The organism is Citreicoccus inhibens (assembly GCF_019039035.1).
In the GTDB taxonomy this organism is placed as follows: Bacteria; Myxococcota; Myxococcia; order Myxococcales; family Myxococcaceae; genus Citreicoccus; species Citreicoccus inhibens.
This window is the reverse complement of sequence record NZ_JAHNZT010000002.1, coordinates 45841-65649: the sequence shown is the minus strand read 5'-3', so window position 1 is coordinate 65649 and position 19809 is coordinate 45841. Positions and strand designations below refer to the sequence as shown.

The window sequence follows — 19809 nt, the reverse complement described above, 5'->3', positions numbered from 1 at the left end:
GGCGGCGGTCGCTCCCCCGCCCCATACCCGACGGGCCGCCAGATGCCGGACCCTACCCGCCGGGCCGCAAGGCAGCACTCCGGGAGCGTCCCCACCCAGAACCTGTCCGGCCGGGAGCGCACCACGCCGAGCGGAAGGTTCCCCACCTCGCGGGCATGACACCGCGCAGCCGACTCGCGCGACCGGGTCGGGTGAGCTACGTTCGGGCACTCTTTCGCAGCCAGTCACTTCCGGAGCCCAAGCGCGATGCACAAGGAGCCCATCATCGGCATCGACCTCGGCACGACGAACTCGTGCGCGGCGATCGTCGAGGACAGCGGGAACGTCAAGCTGATCCCCTACAAGGGCGGCGAGTACACCATCCCCTCCATCTTCGCCATCGATGACAAGGGCAACGAGCTCATCGGCTACGAGGCCAAGCGTCAATGGCAGCTCAATCCGCGCAACACCGTCTACGGTGCCAAGCGGCTGGTGGGGCGGCCCTTCCAGAGCGACGTCGTCGAGACGATGAAGAAGGTCGTGGCGTACAACATGCGCCCCGGCAAGAAGAACGACGTCACCCTGGACGTGGGCAAGAAGGAGTTCACCCTCCAGGAAGTCAGCGCGAAGATCCTCGGGAAGATTCGCGAGGTCGCGTCCAACTACCTGAAGATGCCGATCAAGCGGGCCGTGGTGACGGTGCCCGCCTACTTCAACGATCGGCAGCGCCAGTCGGTGAAGGACGCCGGCAGGCTCATCGACCTGGACGTCGTGCGCATCATCAACGAGCCCACGGCCGCGGCGCTCGCGTACGGCGTGGGCAAGGGGCTCAAGGAAAAGGTCATCATCTATGACCTGGGAGGCGGCACCTTCGACGTCTCCATCATCGAGATCCGCGATCGCGTCTTCGAGGTGAAGGCCACCGGCGGCGATGTCTTCCTGGGCGGCATCGACTTCGACAACGCCATCATCCACCACGTCCTCAAGGACTTCGCGGCCAAGACGGGCATCGACCTGGCCACGGACCCGGTGGCCATGCAGCGCATCAAGGACCTGGCCGAGCGCACGAAGATCGACCTGTCCGCGCGCGAGGAGGTCCCCTTCAACATCCCCTTCATCACGATGACGGCGCAGGGCCAGCCGCTGAACATCGAGATGAAGTTCACCCGGAAGATGTTGGAGCAGCTCACCAACCACCTCGTGGACCGCACCCTCCAGATGGTGGCGCGGGTGCTGGTGGACTCGGGGCTGTCCACCAAGGACGTGGACGAGGTGATGTTGGTGGGCGGGCAGACGCGCATGCCCGTGGTGCAGGACCGCCTGACCAAGTTCTTCGGCAAGCCGCCCAGCAAGGGCGTCCACCCGGACGAGGCCGTGGCCATCGGCGCCGCGCTCTACGCGCACTCGCTCCAGGACGACACCAACCTGCGCATCCAATTGTTGGATGTGATTCCCATGGCCATTGGCCTGGAGAAGGCGGGCGGGGCCTTCCACACCGTCTTCCCGCGCAACGCGCCCATCCCCAACGCCAAACAACTCCTGGCGACGACGAGCATGGACAACCAGACAGAGCTGGCCATGCGCATCTTCCAGGGCGACCACGATCAGGTGGCGCGCAACGACTTGCTCGGCGAGTTCACCTTCTCCGGCATCCAACAGGCCCGCGCGGGTGGCGTGCAGGTGGAGATCACCTTCGACGTGAACGTCGAGGGCATCCTCACCATGAAGGCGCGTGACCCGAGCACGGGCCGCGAGATGCGCACCACCGTGCGCGTGACGCAGAGCTGAGCCCGCTTGCGTCTCCGGACGTGAGAAGGCCCCTCGTCCCAGCGGCTGGGAGAGGGGCCTTCGTGCATCAGCCGAGCGGTTGAGGCTGGCGACCTAGGCGGTCTTCTTTTCCTTCTCCAACACGAGCTGCGGGGGCTCGTGCTTGGTGATGACCTGCTCGGTGATCTTGCACTCCTTGACGCCCTCGCGGAACGGCACGTCGTACATGATCTCCAACATGGCGTCCTCCATGATGGCCCGCAGGCCGCGCGCTCCGGAGTGACGGCGCATCGCCTCGCGGGCGATGGCGCGCAGGGCCTCCTTGGTGAAGGTCAGCTTCACCTTCTCCATCTCGAACATCTTCTGGTACTGCTTCACCAGCGCGTTCTTCGGCGTCATGAGGATGGTGACGAGGTCATCCTCCTTGAGGTCGTTGAGCGTGGCGATGACCGGCAAGCGGCCGATGAACTCGGGGATCATCCCGAACTTCATCAGGTCCTCCGGCTCCGACAGCGCCAGCAGCTCGCCCACGCTGCGCTCCTCGCGGTGGGTGATGCGCGCGCCGAAGCCGAGCCCCTTCTCGCCCACGCGGCGCTTGATGATGCCGTCGATGCCGTGGAACGCGCCGCCGCAGATGAACAGGATGTTCGTCGTGTCGACCTGCACGTACTCCTGCTGGTTGTACTTCTTGCCACCCCGCGGGGTGACGTTGGCGCGCGTGCCCTCGATGATCTTCAGGAGCGCCTGCTGCACGCCCTCGCCGCCCACGTCGCGGGTGGCGCTGGGCATGTCGCCCTTGCGCGCGATCTTGTCGATCTCGTCGATGTAGACGATGCCGCGCGCCGCCTTCTCCACGTCGTAGTCCGCGCTGTGGAGGAGGTTCTGGATGATGTTCTCGACATCCTCACCCACGTAGCCGGCCTCGGTGAGGCTGGTGGCATCCGCGATGGTGAACGGGACGTTGAGGAAGCGCGCCAGGGACTGGGCCAGCAGCGTCTTGCCGCTACCGGTGGGGCCAATGAGCAGGATGTTGCTCTTGCTCAGCTCCACGTCCTCGCCCGTCGGGCTCTTGACGCCCGGGCGAGGCCGGCTGGCCGGCTTCTTCTGGTAGATGCGCTTGTAGTGGTTGTACACCGCGACCGCGAGGACCTTCTTCGCCTGATCCTGGCCAATGACGTAGTCGTCGAGGAAGGCCTTGATCTCAGCGGGCGTGGGCAGACTGACCTGCGGCTTGCCCTCCTCGCGCTCGTTCTCATCCGCGATGATGTCGTTGCAGAGCTTGATGCACTCGTCGCAGATGTAGACCGTAGGCCCTGCAATCAGCTTGCGGACCTCGCGCTGCGACTTGCCGCAGAACGAGCAGGACAGGTTGACGTGGTGCTCCTTCTTCACTGCCGCCTCCGAGTTCGCCGACCCCGGGTTCCCGGGGCCTACTCCACCGACACCGCGTCCCTCGCCCCAGGCTGCCCACGTCTCGAACAGCCCGCGAGCCCGCCCACACGGGCCCTGAACCCACTATAGGGCCCTCCCCCCCGGGCAGGAAGCCCAGCGGTGCCACCCCGCCGCCGAGCGTTCAGCCGCGGTCAACGGGGTTCGCGTTCGATAACAGCGCCTCAGGCGTCCGTCACGCCCGAGGCGAGGTCCTCGACGTCATCCGCCAGGGCGGCCGCTCGCTCGGCGACAGCGTTCGGCACCCGACGGCACCCCGCCAGCTCACTGGCCAGCTTGCGCGCCATCTGCGCCAGCTTGCGCACCTGCGCGCTCTCGGGCGGCGGCTCGGGGGGCGGGCGAGGGAACCGCTCGGTGAACTCCTTCTTCAGCTCGGTGGGGGACTTCTCCGGGCTCCAGATGCTGTCGCGCAGCGACTTGTACTCGGTGGGGGACAGCTGACCGCGCTCCTCGGCGTCCGCGAGGACCTCGATGACCTCGAAGGCGGGGGCCTTCTGGGGGAACTCCTGCTGCTCCAGTTCCTCGGCCGGCTCGTGCTTGGCCAGGAAGCTGAACGAGCGCGTCAGCTTGAGCGCCGTCTGCTTCTTGATGTGGAGTTCCTTCAGGCAGTACGCCTCGAAGGTGGGGTAGCCCCACTCCTCGAACTGGGCGCCATCCCGGACCTGCACGAGCAGCTTGCCCAGCTCGGCCCAGGTGGACTTGAAGCGCTTGGCGGCCTGCAGCACGGTGTGCCGGAACGTCCCCGGAGGGATGCTCAAGGCCTTCTTGGCGATTTCGACTTCAGCAACGGATCCGGCGGACATGCCCCCGGTATCGGCTACGTCCGTCGGCTGGGCAAGAAAGTGGCCCTACCCGCGCTTGCCGATGTTGAACGACAGGCCCACCGTCGCGCGCTCCCCTTCGTACGCCTTGAAGGGCCACTTCTTCAGCTCGGTGAAGAGGCACTCGAAGAGTGGCCCCTGCTTGAACTGGGGGTTGTCCACCCAGAGCTTGTTCACGTGGCCGTCATTGCCGATGACGAACTCGAGCGGGATGCGAGCGGCCAGGCCGGGGCTGCGCTCCGCCTCTTCCTTGAAGCAGCGGAAGAGCGTGGCCTTGTTGCCAGCCACCACGCGGTTGATGGCCGCCTGGTCGAACTGCTGGCCCATCTCCAGGCCGTCCGGATCCGTGCTGACGCTGCCCGTGCGCGGCGGCTTGCGCTCCTCGGCGCGGGCCACGGCGGTGGGTTTCGGGGTTCCCGCTCCGGGATTGGCCGGTACGGGCTTGGGCTCGGTGGGGCGCTCGGGCCGCCGCGAGTCACCCGTGGGGTACGCGAGCAGCTCCTCGTCGTCGCGCCGCGACTGCGCGAGCTTGATGGTGGGCGGCTCCATGGTGATGCCCTCGAAGGCATCGTCCTCGCCGAACCAGCCATGCACCGCGGCGTTGCGCGCGAGCATCAGCCCCACGCCGCCCAGCAGCAGCGCCACCACCGCGGCGGCGCCCCCCAGCACGAGCATGCGCTGGCGCGTCTTCTGCGCCTCCACGGCCATGGCCGCGGCCACGCGCGCCTGCGCCTCGAAGCGCGCCACATGCACTTGGAAGGTGGCGACCTCGCTCATCCGCAGGAAGTGCCGTTCCCCCGCGGGCGCCACCGGGCTGTCCGGCGCCAGCTCGCCGGCATACAGCTTCTCGATGATCTGCGCGGAGCCCACCGGCCCCAGCACCAGGTCTCCCTGTCGGAAGAGCCACTGCCCGTCATCCACGTCCGTCGCCAGCTCTTGTCCCGCCACCATTCGCGCGGGAGTATCGTGCGTCTGCCCACACGCTCGCAACGCCGTGTCCCCTTCCTCTCCTCGACGAATTCCCGCAGCACTGTGGATCTGGTACCGCGGCGGAAACTTCCGCGGCTTCCAGCGCCAGGTGGAAGGCCCCACCCTCCAAGACAGCGTGGAAGCCGCGCTGCGCGAGGCCGGAGTGCCCGCCGGGGTGATGCCCTCGGGGCGCACGGATCGCGGCGTTCACGCGCGCATGCAGGTGCTGAGCCTGCGCCTGCCGGAAGCGCCCGCGCTGGAGGAGATGCTCGGACGCGTCGCGCGCCACCTGCCTCCGGATCTCGGCATCTGCGTGGCGAAGCGCCCTGCCCCATCGTTCCATGCGCAGTGGGTGGCGAGCGGCAAGTCGTACCGCTATCGCCTCCAGCTCGAAGGGACGGTCTCCGAGGCGTGGCGTCCCTACGCGCTCGACGTCCCCCGCGAGCCCCTGCTGGCCTCGCGCGAGGTGCGTCCCGAGCGGCTGGCGGAGCTGCTGAACCACGCCACCGGCACCCGGGACTTCATCGCGTTCCATGAGAAGTCCAGCCCGCGCAAGCCTCGGCGACTGGAGTCCGCCACGCTGCACGCGCGAGGCTCGGGACTCTACGAGGTGCGGCTGGAAGGAGAAGGCTTCGCGCGCTACCAGGTGCGTTACCTGGTGGGGAGCGCGCTGAAGGTGGCCGCGGGGCTCCTGCCCGAGGAGCACTGGCACGCGGCGCTGGAGGCGGCGGCGCCCCTGGAGGGGCTCAAGGCGCCCGCGCAGGGACTGGTGTTGTGGGAGGTCCGCTACCCTGCCGCGGTGGATCCCTTCTCGCCGGGAGAGCGCCTCCACCCTCCCGGGCTGCCTGGCACTCCCCCCTTCGGGGACGAAGCGCCGGGCTGAGTCGCTCGGCTCAGTCGACCACGCGCTCTTCGTACTTCGACAACAGGTCCGAGATGGCCTCGCGCAGGTACTCGCTCTGCCGGATCCGCGTGGCGCGCGACAGCTCCTTCAGCGCGTCGAGCTTCTCTCGGTTGAGACGGAAGACCACTGAGGTGAGGCGGGGATTCATGTCCAAGTGCGCAACCTCCTACAGATGCGCACACCATCTCACAGGGCTGGGTGATCGCAAGAAAATCACTGTGAGCCCACCGGGAACATCCACTGCACCCCGGTGAAGGCCTCGACGTCGCCCCGCAGGCCGGATCCGAACCCGAACGTGAAGCCGAGTCCGCCGAACAGCGCGAGCTGATCCGAGATCAGGTGCCGCACGCCCAACCCTATGCGAGGGCCCACCCACGGCCCAGAAAACGGCCGCACGGTCGCGCCGAGATCCACGAAGGTCTGCCAGGACTCGTCGCCGAAGACGCTCCGGAACCCGCCCACGAGCGACACTTCCTCTCCCGGAGCGCCCGTGCTGCCACGAGCCATGAGGAAGACCTCGTCATGGCCGTAGCCCACCGAGAGGCTCGCCCCGAGATCCAACTGCGCGGCCAACCCGGACACCGCCGAGTTGCCGCTGATCCGCTCCGTGTAGGAGGCCCCGGGCCCCACGAGCAGCGACAGCGTGCGGGGGTGCGAATAGGGCTGGATGAACTCGGCGCCGAGGATCAGCGGGACGAGTCCGGCGAACATCAGCCGACCACCGGGAGCGAGAACGCCTCGGGCCGCCCCTGCCCCGCCGCGGGCGCCACCCCGGCGGCCTCGTTCATCCGGCCCGAGCGGAACGGCTCCAGATCCAGCGCCACGAACTTGAACCCCAGCGCCTTGAGCGCCGCGTTCACCCGGCTCCTCATGTCCGCGGAGAGGAAGCGCTCGTACTCCTCGGCGGCCAGCTCCACGCGGGCCACGTCCTGGTGGTAGCGGACCCGGAACTGGCGGAAGCCCAGCGCGCGCAGCTCGGACTCCGCCCCAGCGATCTGAAGGAGCCGGTCGCGCGTCACCGACGTGCCGTAGGGGATGCGCGAGGCGAGGCACGCCATCTGCGGCTTGTCCCAGGTGGGCAGGCCCATCGCGTGGCTCCACGCGCGGATCTCCTCCTTCGTCAGCCCCGCGAGCGCCAGGGGGGACACCACCCGGTGCTCCTTCGCGGCCTTGTGCCCCGGCCGATGATCCTTGAAGTCATCCGCGTTGAAGCCGTCCAGCACCACCGCGAGGTCCAGCTCGCTCCGCTTCGCCTCGCAGAGGTCGTACAGCTCCGTCTTGCAGAAGTAGCACCGGTTGGTCGGGTTGGCCGCGTAGCTGGGGTTCGCCAGCTCGTTGCTCGACACCACCACGTGGCGGGCCCCCAGGCGAGCCGCCAGGTCCCTCGCCTCCTTCTCCTCCTCGGGCGCCACCGAGGCGGACAGCGCGGTCAGCGCCAGGGCCCGGTCGCCGAGCACCTCCACCGCGACCTTGAGGACGAAGGTCGAGTCCACCCCGCCCGAGAACGCCACCAACGCGCTGCCCTGGGCGCGGAGCGCTTCGCGCATCGCCTCCAGCTTGGGACGGGACGACTCACACAGGGCTTGGATCTGCTCGGGGCTCAGCATGGGGGGACTCCTAAAACGGAAGGGCTCCGGATTGCACGCGCATCGCGCATGCAACCTGGAGCCCTTGGACAGCGCAGGTGAACGACAGGCGACGCTAGCGCGCCTTGCGCTTCGCCGCCGCCTTCTTCGCGGCCGGGGCTGGCTTGGCCACACGCGCGGCGCGGGTCGCGGGCCGGGCCTTGGCGCCCTTGTCCGCCTTCGGGGCCTTGGCCGCCGGCTTCGAGGCGATGATGGGCGCCGGCTCATCCCCGCGGCGCGCCTTCTTGGGCAGCGGGTTGGCCTTCATCTTCTTGCCAGTGATCGTCTTCAGCTCGTCCGTGCTCATGTAGCCAAGATCGAGCAGCGCCTGGAAGATCTTGGCCGCGCCGTCCTCCACCGACTCGGTGTCCGAGTGGATGGTGACCTCGGGCGAGTTGGGCGGCTCGTACGGCTCGGTGATGCCGATGAAGTTGGGGATCTCCCCCGCCAGGGCCTTCTTGTAGCGGCCCGTGCTGTCGCGCTCGATGAGCTTCTCGGTGGGGCAGTCGACGTAGACCTCGACGTACCGGCCGATCGCCCGGCGGTTCTCCTCGCGGCCCACCTTGTAGGGACTCACGCAGGGCACCAGCGCCGCGACCCCGTTGCGGGTCAGCAGGTTCGCCACGAAGCCCAGCCGCTTCACCACCACGGAACGCTCTTCCTTGGTGTCACCGAGCCCCGCCCAGAGCGACTCGGAGAGTTCTCCCTCGTCGAGGATCTCCACGTTGCGACCGACCTGGCGCAACCGAGCCGCGATGTACGCCGCGGTGGTGCTCTTCCCGGTTCCGGACATGCCGGTCAACCAAAGCGTGAAACCAGTGTTGGGGGCCATAAGGGTTCAAACTCCCTGCGTCCGGAGCGCTTCTTGCACATGGCGTGGGACGCGGCAGATCCAGTAGACGAGCGCTTTATAGACGAAAACCCGGTGACTTGACAATCCACACGCACCTTTCCGCAGGTGGGGGTAACGGGCAGGCAAGTGCCTGCCCTTACACGGGTTTTTCAATCCTGAAATCGGCCAGGGACACCGAAACACGCAGGAAATCCTCGGATTCCCAAGCAAAAAGCGACAGGTGCGTGACACAGCCGCCATGTACGGCCGCGACGAGGTGGGACACGCCTGGAAGCAACGGAGTTCCTGACGGCGCGGCGCGCTCCCGGTCCTCGACGGAGAAATCCGCGGCGGCATTCACGTGGGAGTGGAAGACGCACGCGACGCGCTCCGCACGCGCGTCCGCGTCACGGCAGACCTGGAGCCACTCGCCCAGGTCGAACTCGAAGTGGGTGCGGGGCGTGGGCGACGCGTTGCGAATACGACGCACCCGCCACGTCTCCGGAGTCGCGCCCCGAAGGAGCACTCCACAGCCCTCCTCGGGCCACGTGGCCTGCAGGTGCTCGAGGACCTCCGCGATCACCGCGCCCGGTGGGACGCGTCCGTCCGGGGCCAGGGCTGGGGCCATCGGCACGCCTCCGGGGTGCTAGGGACTCTGGGTCTCCCGGCTCGCGCACCGCGCGCAGCGCCGCGGCTCCAGCTCCGTCACTTCTCCAGGTGCCGCGAGCCAGCGTCCCCCCAGCGGCTCGCTCATCCCAAGCCGGAGCCGCTGGAACACCAGCGCGCCCAAGGCGCCCAAGGCCACGCCCAGCGCGCCATCGGGTGGCGGCGTGAGGTGACGGACCGTCTCGCCGAAGCACCACACACAGCCCTCGGGCCCTCGGAACACCACGGCCGCTCGCGCGCCGTCGCCGCCGAGCGCGACCCAGGGGGCGGCACCGCTCCACGCCGCCGGTAGCTCCGCGATCAGCCCGCCGCCCGCATCAGCTCCCACCGCGTCCGGATTCACCTCGGGCAGCGCTCGGGCCAGGAGCTCCGTGGCGGGCTGCCCCACATCCTCCGCTGACGCCAGGAAACCCGGCGCCCACGGCCCCAGCGTCAGCGAGCCCACGCCCGCCACCGGCGTGCCGCCGCCCGCCAGATACGCCGCCGCCGTCAGCCCCGAGGCCCCTACGCCATCCAGCCGCGCGCGCTCGGACAGCAAGGCCTCCTGGCCGCGTCCACCGACCTCGCGCAGGAGAATCTGCCGCGAGTAGCGCAGGATCTGATCCTCTCGCAACGCCATGACGCCCTCACCCTCCCGCCATCGCCGGCACGAGCGTGAGCCGGTCGGAGTCCGCCACGGGCGTGTCCAGCGACTGCATGAACCGGATGTCCTCCTCGTTGAGGAAGACGTTCACGTAGCGCCGCATCGCGCCACGCTCATCGAGCACCCGCGCCCCCAACCCGGGATAGCGCGCGTCCAACTCGCGCAGCACCTCGCGCACCGTGGCCCCGGGGGCGAGCACCTCGGCCTGGTTGCGCGTCAGCGCGCGCATGGGGGTGGGAATCCGAACGGTCGCCATGACTCACCTTCCCTGCTTGCGCAGCACCAGCACGTGCGTGCCGTCCCCGCGGGGGGTCAGGGACACCACCTCGTGCCCCTCGTCGCGCGCGTTGCGCGGGACGTTCTTCAAGGGCTCGTCGCCCCGGAGCACGACCTCCAACAGCGCGCCGGCTCCGAGCGACTCCAGCTTCAACTTGGTGCGCACGTACGTCATCGGGCACACCTCACGCGTGATGTCCAACGTCGCCGTCACCGGGGACATGCCGCCTCCTCCCGCTCGTCCGGCGACGGCGGCACAGAGGTGATCTGGCATCCGGGGCACTCCGGCGCCCGCCCCACCCGAACCGTGCGGCCCAACAAGCGCACGCCATCCAGGACATGCAGCGTGGCCTCGCCGCGCGGCGCGCTCCCCGCCCCGGCCAGCAACTCCAGCGCGAGCAGGGCCTGCGCGGCCCCCACCAGCCCCGCCAGCGAACCCAACACGCCGGCCTGCGCGCACGTGGGCACCGCGTCCGGTGGAGGGGGCGCCTCGTACAGGCACCGCAGACAGGGGCCGCCTGGGTCCACGCGCATCGCCTGCCCCTGCATGCGCAGCACACCGCCGTAGACGAGGGGCACGCCCGTCAGCACCGCCACGTCGGAGAGAAAGAACTTGGTCGCCACCCCATCCGTGCCGTCGATGACGAGGTCGTGCGCCCGGAAGAGGGCCTCGGCGCTGTTCGCGTCCACCCGCTCGACGAGCGCCTCGGTGCTCAGGCTCGGGAAGGCCCGCTGGAGGCCCGCCGCGGCGGACTCGGCCTTGGGCCGCCCCACGTCAGAGGCGCGGTGCCAGAGCTGCCGATGCAGGTTCGTCACATCGACCCGGTCGGGATCCACCAACGTCAGATGCCCGACACCCGCCTGGGCCAGCGCCAGCGAGGCGGGGCAGCCCAAGCCTCCCGCGCCGATCATCAGGACCCGCGCGCGCTCGATGCGACTGGCTTGGGGGATGCGGGGGTGGTGATCGGTATCGTGGCCGTGCATCGGACTGCTGCTCCGCGAGGGCCGAGCGAATAAGGTGCGTGGGCCCCTCGTCCCGACCCGTTACGGGGCAAGCCTCGGATTCCCACCGCCGCCTCGCGGCCCTCACCTGCCAGGACATATGAGAAACCTGACCGGCGCGCTCGTGTTTTCCACCACCCTGCTGCTCGCTGTCGGCTGCCACAAGAACACCGGCGAGAGCCCCGACGCCGCCACCGACGTGGGGGCGAGCCGCGAAGCCCTCCATGGCGGCAAGGACGCCGCCTCGCCGGACGCTGCCCAGCCGGGCTCGGGCTCCAGCGCGGTGGAGGACTGCGTGGACCGCTGGCTGAAGGCCCACGACCTGGACCGCTTCGGCGGCCCGTCCGGCACCATGTACACCGGGGGAACTCCCCTGTTCGACGAGCGCACGGGCGAGTCCCGCGACCGGCTGACCTTCGTCTTCGAGCGCCAGCCCGAGGCGAAGAAGGCCTGCGTGTCCGGCGACGCCGGGAAGTAGCCCCCTCCCCTTCTGAGCATTGGCGCGGCGGGCCTGGGGTTCCCGAGGCCCGCTGGCTCCCGTAAGCTCCGGGCCGAATGGAACCCGAACTCGCCCTGGGCGAGGAGAACCCGGCCAACGACCTGCGCGCCCGCGTGCGCGAGGTGCTGGACCGGCGCAAGCTCACCGACAGCGTCTCCGCCGAGCAGGCCGCGGCCTCCTGGGAACAGGACCGCTTCGTGGCGAGGGCCCGCGCGCTCTTCTACGCGCGCATGATGTTCCTCACCCTGGGCCTGCTCATCCTCGCCGTGCCCGCGTGGAGCGGGTACTTCGACCTGACCGGCCCCCTGTCCTTCGTGGGCTACTTCACGATGCTGCTCTACAGCGTCGCGAACCTGCTCGTCATCGACCACCCCCGCGCCGGCCGCTGGGTGACGTACCTCACGCTCTGCTTCGACCTGGTCATCACGGTCGTGCTCATCGCCAAACCTCAGGTGGGCGGCGGCCTGCAAAGCCCCCTCCTGGCGACCCAGCTGCTGTTCACCACGCTGTTCGCCATCCTCTTCCCCAAGCCGCTGGCCATCCTGCCGCCCCTGTTGGCGCTGCCCATCACCACCCGGCTGGACCTGCTGCTCAACCGCTCCGTGACGGCCGTGGAGCTGCTCACGCTGCTCTGGTACCTCGCGCTCAACTTCATCATCGTCTACGTGCTGGTCTACCTGAACGAGCGCGAGGCCACCGCGCACCGCGAGGTCGTCTCGCTCCAAGGGGACCTCAAGGAGCTGGCGGTCGTCGAGGAGCGCAACCGGCTGGCCCGCGAGATTCACGACGGCCTGGGCGCCTCGCTCTCGTCGATGATCATCCAGGCCGAGTACATCCTGAACCTCGCGGGGGACGAGGGGATGCGCTCGGAGATCCGCGAGCTGAAGGCCACCGCCGAGGAGTCCATCGAGGAGCTGCGCCGCAACCTGCGGATGATGCGCGAGGACTTCGAGTTGGATCAGGGCTTGGGCGACTACGTCACCACGTTCACCGAGCGCACCGGCCTGGACATCCGCTTCGAGCGCACCGGCGCGTCGCGCAAGCTGCCCCCCGACGCGCAGCTCGCGCTCTTCCGCATCCTCCAGGAGTGCCTCTCCAACGCCGTGAAGCACGCCGAGGCCCGCAAGGTGCTGGTGCGGCTGGACTTCGGCGAAGCGCGCGTGGACCTCATCGTCCGCGATGACGGCAAGGGCTTCGACCCAAGCCGCACCCCGCGCGGACACTACGGACTGTTGAACATGCGCGAGCGCGCCATGAAGCTGGGCGGCTCGCTCATCGTGGACTCGGCCCCGGGCGCTGGCGCGCAGGTGGCCTTCTCTCTGCCCTGCACCCTCGACTGAAAGACGGAGCTCCCGTGGACGCCCCCCAGACGCCCGCCCCCACACCGCCCATCCGCGTGTTCGTGGTCGAGGACCAGACGAAGATCCTCAAGAACCAGCTCCGACTCTTCGAGGGCCACCCGGAGCTGGACATCATCGGCACGGCGCTGTCCGGTGAAGCCGCGCTGGAGGACGTCCCCCGGCTGCAACCGGATGTCCTGCTGCTCGACCTGGGCCTGCCCCGCATGAGCGGCATCGACGTGACGCGGGAGGTGAAGGCGCGCTTCCCGCACATCGAGATCCTCATCTTCACCATCTTCGACGAGGAGGACAAAGTCCTGGAGGCGGTGAAGGCGGGGGCCTCGGGCTACCTGCTCAAGGGCTCGCCGGTGGACAAGATCATCGAGGCCATCAAGGAGGTGCGCGCCGGGGGCACCGTCATCCAGCCCAGCCTCGCGCGCCGCCTGCTGCGCCACTTCCGCGTGGATCCGGACTCCAGCCCCGTGCCCACCGAGCCCGTGGCAGCGCCGCCCGTCGCCAGCGAGCCGCCCGCTGGAGCCCCTGCCTCCGACCCCGTGGTCCCCTCGGACGTCGAGCCGCCACTCAAGCCCCTGTCGGACCGCGAGCGGGAGATCCTCCAGCTCATCGCCAAGGGCGTCTCCAACAGCGAGGCCGCGCGCCTGCTCAGCCTGTCCAAGGCGACCATCCGCACCCACCTGGAGCACATCTACCGCAAGCTGGAGGTCACCAATCGCGTGGAGGCGGTGACCGAGGGCATCCGCAAGGGCCTCATCTCCGTGTAGCACGCGACGCCCAGCGTCCCCCGGGACGTCCCCTCGGACACCGCCGCGGAGTTTCTCGCTTCCCACGCTGCCCGGGACGTGGGAGGCGTGGGGGGTGAGCGCCCCGTTCGAGTCCCTTGGCCTGTCCCCCGAATCCCTCGGCGCGGTGAAGCGCGCGCGCTACCAGGCGCCCACGCCCATCCAGGCCCAGGCCATTCCGCCCGCGCTCGCCGGCCGCGACGTCATCGGCTGCGCGGCCACCGGCACCGGCAAGACGGCCGCGTACCTGCTGCCACTCGCGGAGCGCCTCGCGGGGGCGCGCAACACGCTCGGCCTCGTGCTCGCGCCCACCCGCGAGCTGGCGCAGCAGGTGGCCGAGGAGGCGCGCTTCTTCGGCGAGCCCCGAGGCGTCACGCACGCCCTCATCGTGGGCGGTGAGGACATGAACGCCCAGGTGGAGGCCCTGCGCGCCAAGCCCATTCTCATCATCGCCACCCCAGGGCGGTTGGTGGACCTGCTGCGCGTGCGCGCCGTCAACCTCTCCCACGTGCGGGCGCTCGTGCTGGATGAGGCGGACCGGATGCTCGACATGGGCTTCCTGCCACAGATCAACGAGCTGCTCGGCGCGCTCCACCGCGAGCGGCAGACGCTGCTGTTCTCCGCCACGCTCGGCGCGGACGTCACCCGCTTCGCACAGGAGCACATGCACAAGCCCGTGCGCGTGGAGGTGACTCGCAGCGGCACGCCCGCGCCCCGCGCCACCCAGGCCCTCTACACGCTGGAGCCCGAGGAGAAGCTCCCCCTGCTCATCACCTTGCTCGCCGAGGACCCGTTGAGCGCGCTCGTCTTCGTGCGCACGCAGCAGCGCGCGGACAAGGTGCGCGAGGGCCTGGCCCGAGCCGGCATCAAGGCCGCGGCGCTCCACGCGGGCCGGACCCAAGCCCAGCGCAAGCAGGCGCTGGAGGGCTTCCGCCGGGGGCAGTATCGCGCGCTCGTCGCCACGGACATCGCCGCGCGAGGCCTGGACGTGGATGACATTGGCCACGTCATCAGCATGGACGTGCCGCACGCGCCCGAGGACTACGTCCACCGCATCGGGAGAACCGCCCGCGCCAGCGCCAGCGGCAAGGCCTCGATGTTCGCCACCCCGCGCGACGCGCATGCGGTGCGGGACATCGAGCGCATCATCCGGCAGGCCATCCCCCGCGCCGACGTGCCCCGCGAGGCCCCCGTCTTCGTGGAGGAACTGGCCCAGTACCATGCGCGGCAGCGAGACCCGGGCCCGCCGCAGGCGTCCCACGGGGTCTCCAGCCGGCCCCAGAATCAGGCGCCCGGGCGCCATGCGCGCTCCCACCGCAAGGGGGGCCCGGGCACTCCTGACGGGCGCTGAGCGCCCGTCCCGTCAGTCGTGGCCGTGCCCGTCCTCACCGTGGGCATGCCCGTGCTCCAGTTCCTCGGCCGTCGCGGCGCGCACGCCCTTGACGGTGACCTCGAAGTGCAGCGTCTTGCCCGCGAGCGGGTGGTTGAAGTCCACCAGCACCGAGTCCTTGCGAACCTCCTTCACCAGGAAGTCCACTTCGTCCCCGTCCGGGTCCGTGGCGCTCAGCACGCCGCCGGCCTGAATCTCCAGGTCCTCGGGGAACTCGGAGCGCGGAACCTCCTCGACGCCCTCGGGATCGTAGTCGCCGTAGCCCTCGTCGGGGCCGACGACGACCTTCAGGGACTCTCCGGCCTGCTTCCCCTCCAGCACCTTCTCCAGGCCCGGGACGATCTCCTCGTAGCCCTGGAGGTACTCGAGCGGCTCACCCGGCTCGCTCTCATCCACCACGTTTCCGTCTCCCAGGTGCATCCGGTACTCGATGGAGACGACACAGTCCTTGGCGATTTTCATGCGGCCCTCATAGCGCAAGACGCCCACGCACGCTCGCATGATGCGCGGCGCTGTTCGAAACGTGGCCTCACCAACGGATGCGCAGGTCGAAGCCCGCGGAGTCCTCGCGCTCCAACGTCACCCGAGGCTGGGCCGCGCCCGCCTTGCGCAGTGCTTCCTCGCAGGTGCCCGCCGCGCTCTCGGCGGGAAAGGGGTAGCTGCGGAACTCCACGCGCCAGTCCTGGGGCCCCAAGGGCTCCGAGCGGATGTTGATGGGCTCGAACACCGAGCGAAAGCTCAAGGCCACGCGCCGCATCGCGCGCTCCGGGCCCGCCACCGACAGCGCCACGCCCACCACCTTGCCCACCAGCGTGTCGAAGTAGCTCCGGACGATGTCCCGCCCCATCTGGCGGTACGCCTCGCCCCGGGGGCGCCCCGAGTACGCCGCGTTCAGCACCACCTCCTGGCAGGCGAGGAAGACCGAGGCCGGATAGCTGGCACGAGGACGGTCCACGTCGTAGCCCGCCTCATTCAACCGGGACTTCATGAGCGCATCGACCCGCGTGCTGCGCACCAGGGCCTCGAAGAGCGTGGACTGGACGATGACCTCACTCGGCATGCCGTAAACCTAGGGAAACAAGAAACCCTTGGGCAAGCCTCTCATCGCGGGCGAGGCGGCCAGTGGACAGGACCCACTCCCCAGGTTCGTGTGATTGCTCCTATGCTTTTGGCGGGAGTCTGGGAGGACACATGGTGATTTCGGATCCGGCGGGGCTGTTGGAACGCATCCCCGAGCTGCGAGAGTTGTGCGAGGACGAACGCATCCGCCGAGCGGTCGAGGGTGGAGATCCCTTCAAAGTCTATCGCGCCCTGCGCTGGGCGAAGTGGCTGGGGAAGCTGCGCTCCCACCGGGACACCATCAATGCCTTGCTCGCTCGGCGCCGGCTGTTCGCGAAGCCTTTGTCGGGCACGCCCTCGCTCTTCACCATGAATGGCTTTGGCACCAGCTTCGTGGGTAGCTCGGACAAGGATGCCAGCGATGGGACGTCCATCGCGGTGCACGCGCTGGTGTTCTTCTTCATCATCCCGCTCCTTCCTCTGGGCGCCTATGTCGTGCGCAGCAATGACTCGGGCGGATTCCGAGGCCGCTCCTGGAGCATCTTCGCGCGCGTTCCACTCGGGACCCTGACGTGGCTGTACTCGCGGACCGTGGCGCTGGGCGTCATCGCGCTCGTGGCGATGGGCGCGTTCAAGGCCCTGCACGACTCGCGATACCAGGACGTGTATGTCTTCAATGCCTTCGACGAGCCCCTCGATGTCAAGCTCGGGCGTGCCTCGGCGCAGATTCCCCCCCACACCCGGACCAAGCTCACCGTGCGGACCGGGCACCAGGAAGGACGCGCGGTCAGCACGAAGGGCATCGAGGTGGAGACCATCGCGTTCGACATCCACTCGAACGTGGACCTGGTGGTCTGGAACATCGCGGGGGCGTTCCCCGTGTTCCGAGAGCGGGTCGAATACCGGAAGGACTCGGGCAGCCCCATCGACAAGGAACCCGCCGAGGTCTACTGCGGCAAGAAGACCTTCGAGGTCCGAGACGTGGACGACCTGTTCCGTGACCCTCCTTCGAGCATCAGCATGTCGTCCTCGCAGGTCGTGGTGTACCGCACGTTCATCGGCGCGCCCCCGTCCACGTCCGACACGCCGCCCCTCACGGCCTGTCGTCACTGGCTCTTGAGCAAGGACCGAATGCAAGACACCCTGCCCTTCATGGAGGCTGAGGCGCGGCTGTCGGGCTGGGCCGAGGAGCCCACGCTGCAGGTGATTAAAGTGGCCGGCCTCTTCCAGCCGGCCGAGGGCTACCGGATGGCGAAGCTCGCCCTTGCCGCGAATCCGAACAGCGCCGACCTTCATCGCGCGTACCAATGGACCGGGCGCACCGTGGGCAAGGAGGCGGAGCTCCTCGAGGAGTATCAGCAGCGCGCCAAGGCCGAGCCGGACTCGCCCCTCGCGCAATACCTCTCCGCGCGGTTGGTGAGGCCCCCTGCGAGTGGGCCCATCATGGAAAAGCTGGCGACGCGATTCCCTTCGGACATCGAGATTGCCCGGTCCGTCCTCCACTCGCGCTGGCAGAACGCCGACTGGAAAGGCACGCACCAGGCGTGGGAACACTTGCGGAGCCTGGATGCGGAGGGCGCCATCGGGCTCATGAGCCCTGAGGTGGCCGCGCTCGCCGCGACGGGGCACAAGAAGGAGGCGATCGCGCTGGTCACCGGCGTCTTCGAGTCCAGCGATGACACCGATACTCAGATGCGCGCGGCGGAGCTGTACGCCCGCCTGACCCGGTCCGATCGCCTGCAACAACCCGACAAGCTCATCCAGCGCCTCGAGGAGAAGGCCAACGATGGCGGGAAGCTCTGGTCGCTGCGGGCCCGGGCGGGATTGTCCCTGAGCGGCGCCCCCAGTATCCCAGACATCGATCTGATGCGCATGATTGGCAAGGACCCCGCGAAGGCGCTCCAGCACGCGGCGAAACTGACGACCGCGAAGATGCTCTGGCTCGGCCCCGGCCCCGTGACCCTCGCGTATGGCGAGTCCGTCCGGACAGGCGCCGAGCCCTTGGAGAAGACCCTGGGCGCGGTGCTGCGTACGCGAATCACGGAGACCGACACGCTGCGACGGTTCATGCTGGGCGAGGACGTGCCCATGGACACGCTGTCCGTGGAGCCGGAAGTGCGAGCCGCGGCGTGCGTCGTGCGCGCGCGCGCCAAGAACATCTCGAGCGCGGAGCGCAAGCAGCTCCTCGAACAGGCCCGGCACGATGACGTGCTGGAGGGGCCGGTGAGCGAGGCCGTGGCCACATGGGAGCTGTGAGTCCGCCGAGCACCGCCCGCCGCGCGATGCTCACCGTGGCGCTCTGGGCGGGGTTCTGGGTCCTCGCCCTCGGGCTGGCGGGAGGGCTCGCGTCCATCCCGCTGACGCAGATGAACTATGGCCGGGGCCTGGACCTCGGAGGAATCCTCGCGGGGGTTGGCGCCCTGGTGGTGCTCTGGGCACTGCGCCCCCGGGACTGGTTCTCGGATTCATCCAAGCAACGCAGCGATCCGCTCGGGCCCGAGGAGTTCCCCGAGTTGCATGCGCTGCTGGACGAGGTGGCGCGCAAGGTGGGCACGAGCGCGCCACGTCGCGTGCTGCTGTCGGATGCGGCCACGGCGTTCATCTTCATGGAGCGCAAGTGGCTGGGCCTGAGGCGCGAGCCGGTGGTGGGCATTGGCCTGCCGCTGTTCGCCCTGCTGTCGCGCGATGAGCTGGCCGCGGTGCTCGCCCACGAGTACGGGCACCACGTGGGCGGCGACCTGCGATTGGGCCCGTGGGTGTATCGCACGCGTCTGGCCATCGGCTCGGCGGTGGAGTCGCTGGACGACTCGGCGTTCTTCCTCGACGTGCCCTTCCGCGCCTACGGCAAGCTGTTCCTGCGCGTGTCCGCGTCGGTGTCACGACAGCAGGAGCTCGCCGCGGACGCGCTGTCTTCGGCCACCTGTGGCTCCGCGTCCAGCGCACGCGCGCTCCGCAAGGTGCACGCGTATGGCCCCGCGTGGCGCGTCTATCTCGAGGAGGACGTCGTCCCGCTCATCGAGAAGAGCGTTCGCATGCCCGTGCTGGAGGGCTTCCGTCGCTTCCTCCAAGAAGGCCGGCGGCGTGAGTCCACCGAGAAGGCCCTGGAGGAGGCAGAGCAGCAAGAGCCCTCGCCCTGGGACTCACATCCCCCGCTCGACGCGCGGCTCCAGGCCCTCGGTGCGAAGGGCCACTCGGCGATCAAACCGGGTCCGGGGTGCTTGGAGCTGCTGGGCGGCGAGCGCCCAGCGGAGGACGCGTGGTTCGCGCGCTTCACCCGAGGCGAGCTGCACACCATGCCCTGGGAGGACATCGCGCCAAGAGTCCTGCTGCCCCGCATCACCCAGCAGTTGGCGGAGACCTCGCTGAATCCACGCGCCACGCCGCCCGAGGCGCTCCCCGAGCTGCTCGCGGAAGGCGGCAAGCTGTGGGATCGCTTGCGCCCCACCGGCCTGGACCTGCTGTCGCCCGAGGCGAAGCGTCAGCGGGCGAAGGTGCTGCTCGGGGACTGGCTGGCCACGGCGCTGGAGCTGCGCGGCTTCCGCCCCGAGCTGCGGCCTGGAACCCACCTGCGATTCTTCCGCGAGAACGAGGAGGTGGAGCCGCTGGACCTGGTGGAGTGGGTGGCCACCGGCCAGCTCCCGGTCGATGACTACCTGGCGTGGTGCCAGAGCCTGGGTCCCCCTGACCCGGAGGAGGAGAAGCCAGTCATTCCCACGGGTTGAGGGAATCGACGGGAAATTCGTGGTGGCTCGGAAACAGAACTCGGCGTGAGTCGTCCGGATGAGAGG

At 69.1% G+C, this 19809-nt stretch carries 22 protein-coding genes; 8 read left to right on the top strand and 14 right to left on the bottom strand.

Annotated elements, in window-relative coordinates; translation table 11 throughout:
* Positions 1–246 precede the first annotated feature (246 nt).
* Complete coding sequence (locus KRR26_RS02895) at positions 247–1767, top strand: Hsp70 family protein (protein WP_217079067.1); 1521 nt, start codon at positions 247–249, stop codon at positions 1765–1767.
* Positions 1768–1860: 93 nt separating this feature from the next.
* Here the strand turns inward: KRR26_RS02895 and clpX are convergent, their stop codons facing one another.
* The 3 genes from clpX to KRR26_RS02880 all read right to left on the bottom strand — a co-directional run bounded on the left by clpX (position 1861) and on the right by KRR26_RS02880 (position 4967).
* The gene (clpX, locus tag KRR26_RS02890; RefSeq protein WP_120203806.1) at positions 1861–3138 is read right to left on the bottom strand and encodes an ATP-dependent Clp protease ATP-binding subunit ClpX; all 1278 of its coding nucleotides are present in this window, start codon (positions 3136–3138) and stop codon (positions 1861–1863) included.
* A gap of 221 nt (positions 3139–3359) precedes the next feature.
* Positions 3360–3998, bottom strand: coding sequence for a hypothetical protein (locus tag KRR26_RS02885; protein ID WP_217079066.1), 639 nt, complete (start codon positions 3996–3998; stop codon positions 3360–3362).
* 45 nt (positions 3999–4043) lie between these two features.
* Positions 4044–4967, bottom strand: a complete 924-nt coding sequence (locus KRR26_RS02880; RefSeq protein WP_120203803.1) for an AgmX/PglI C-terminal domain-containing protein — start codon at positions 4965–4967, stop codon at positions 4044–4046.
* Between the two features lie 127 nt (positions 4968–5094).
* Here KRR26_RS02880 and KRR26_RS02875 point away from each other — a divergent pair, with 127 nt between their 5' ends.
* A complete protein-coding gene (locus KRR26_RS02875; protein WP_407931705.1) occupies positions 5095–5868 on the top strand; it encodes a tRNA pseudouridine synthase A in 774 nt (257 codons plus the stop codon).
* Between the two features lie 10 nt (positions 5869–5878).
* Here KRR26_RS02875 and KRR26_RS02870 read toward each other — a convergent pair whose 3' ends face one another.
* From KRR26_RS02870 to KRR26_RS02830, 9 genes are all read right to left on the bottom strand, one after another.
* Positions 5879–6043 carry a ribbon-helix-helix domain-containing protein gene (locus KRR26_RS02870; protein WP_120203800.1) on the bottom strand — a complete coding sequence of 55 codons (165 nt, stop codon included), beginning with the start codon at positions 6041–6043 and terminating at the stop codon, positions 5879–5881.
* 59 nt (positions 6044–6102) lie between these two features.
* Positions 6103–6600 (bottom strand): hypothetical protein, encoded by a 498-nt coding sequence (locus KRR26_RS02865; RefSeq protein ID WP_120203798.1) that lies wholly within the window; start codon positions 6598–6600, stop codon positions 6103–6105.
* A complete protein-coding gene (gene larE / locus KRR26_RS02860; RefSeq protein WP_120203796.1) occupies positions 6600–7496 on the bottom strand; it encodes an ATP-dependent sacrificial sulfur transferase LarE in 897 nt (298 codons plus the stop codon). The genes KRR26_RS02865 and larE overlap by 1 nt, the downstream gene beginning before the upstream one ends.
* 94 nt (positions 7497–7590) lie before the next feature.
* Complete coding sequence (gene cysC, locus KRR26_RS02855; RefSeq protein WP_120203795.1) at positions 7591–8346, bottom strand: adenylyl-sulfate kinase; 756 nt, start codon at positions 8344–8346, stop codon at positions 7591–7593.
* A gap of 157 nt (positions 8347–8503) precedes the next feature.
* Positions 8504–8974 carry a Mov34/MPN/PAD-1 family protein gene (locus KRR26_RS02850; protein ID WP_120203793.1) on the bottom strand — a complete coding sequence of 157 codons (471 nt, stop codon included), beginning with the start codon at positions 8972–8974 and terminating at the stop codon, positions 8504–8506.
* An 18-nt stretch (positions 8975–8992) separates the two neighbouring features.
* Complete coding sequence (locus tag KRR26_RS02845; RefSeq protein ID WP_120203791.1) at positions 8993–9631, bottom strand: ThiF family adenylyltransferase; 639 nt, start codon at positions 9629–9631, stop codon at positions 8993–8995.
* A 7-nt stretch (positions 9632–9638) separates the two neighbouring features.
* On the bottom strand, positions 9639–9911 hold the full coding sequence (locus KRR26_RS02840; protein ID WP_120203789.1) for a ubiquitin-like small modifier protein 1: 273 nt from the start codon (positions 9909–9911) through the stop codon (positions 9639–9641).
* 3 nt (positions 9912–9914) lie between these two features.
* On the bottom strand, positions 9915–10154 hold the full coding sequence (locus KRR26_RS02835) for a sulfurtransferase TusA family protein (protein ID WP_217079064.1): 240 nt from the start codon (positions 10152–10154) through the stop codon (positions 9915–9917).
* The gene (locus KRR26_RS02830; protein ID WP_217079063.1) at positions 10142–10915 is read right to left on the bottom strand and encodes a HesA/MoeB/ThiF family protein; all 774 of its coding nucleotides are present in this window, start codon (positions 10913–10915) and stop codon (positions 10142–10144) included. The genes KRR26_RS02835 and KRR26_RS02830 overlap by 13 nt, the downstream gene beginning before the upstream one ends.
* A 118-nt stretch (positions 10916–11033) precedes the next feature.
* On the opposite strand from KRR26_RS02830, the gene KRR26_RS02825 reads away from it, so the two are divergent.
* From KRR26_RS02825 to KRR26_RS02810, 4 genes are all read left to right on the top strand, one after another.
* A complete protein-coding gene (locus KRR26_RS02825) occupies positions 11034–11411 on the top strand; it encodes a hypothetical protein (protein WP_217079062.1) in 378 nt (125 codons plus the stop codon).
* Positions 11412–11488: 77 nt separating this feature from the next.
* Positions 11489–12772: a sensor histidine kinase gene (locus KRR26_RS02820; protein ID WP_120203783.1), complete on the top strand. Its 1284-nt coding sequence runs from the start codon at positions 11489–11491 to the stop codon at positions 12770–12772.
* Positions 12773–12786: 14 nt separating this feature from the next.
* Positions 12787–13554, top strand: a complete 768-nt coding sequence (locus KRR26_RS02815; RefSeq protein ID WP_120203781.1) for a response regulator — start codon at positions 12787–12789, stop codon at positions 13552–13554.
* A gap of 94 nt (positions 13555–13648) precedes the next feature.
* Entirely contained in the window at positions 13649–14923 is a 1275-nt protein-coding gene (locus KRR26_RS02810) for a DEAD/DEAH box helicase (protein ID WP_120203779.1), read from the top strand.
* 12 nt (positions 14924–14935) lie between these two features.
* Here the strand turns inward: KRR26_RS02810 and KRR26_RS02805 are convergent, their stop codons facing one another.
* Together KRR26_RS02805 and KRR26_RS02800 are read right to left on the bottom strand one after the other, a co-directional pair.
* Positions 14936–15424, bottom strand: a complete 489-nt coding sequence (locus tag KRR26_RS02805; protein ID WP_120204166.1) for an FKBP-type peptidyl-prolyl cis-trans isomerase — start codon at positions 15422–15424, stop codon at positions 14936–14938.
* 67 nt (positions 15425–15491) lie between these two features.
* Positions 15492–16022 carry a DUF2378 family protein gene (locus KRR26_RS02800; protein WP_120203777.1) on the bottom strand — a complete coding sequence of 177 codons (531 nt, stop codon included), beginning with the start codon at positions 16020–16022 and terminating at the stop codon, positions 15492–15494.
* 131 nt (positions 16023–16153) lie between these two features.
* On the opposite strand from KRR26_RS02800, the gene KRR26_RS02795 reads away from it, so the two are divergent.
* On the top strand, positions 16154–18277 hold the full coding sequence (locus tag KRR26_RS02795) for a tetratricopeptide repeat protein (protein ID WP_217079061.1): 2124 nt from the start codon (positions 16154–16156) through the stop codon (positions 18275–18277).
* Positions 18265–19743 carry a M48 family metallopeptidase gene (locus tag KRR26_RS02790; RefSeq protein WP_120203774.1) on the top strand — a complete coding sequence of 493 codons (1479 nt, stop codon included), beginning with the start codon at positions 18265–18267 and terminating at the stop codon, positions 19741–19743. Before KRR26_RS02795 ends, KRR26_RS02790 begins: the two co-directional genes overlap by 13 nt.
* Positions 19744–19809 lie beyond the last annotated feature (66 nt).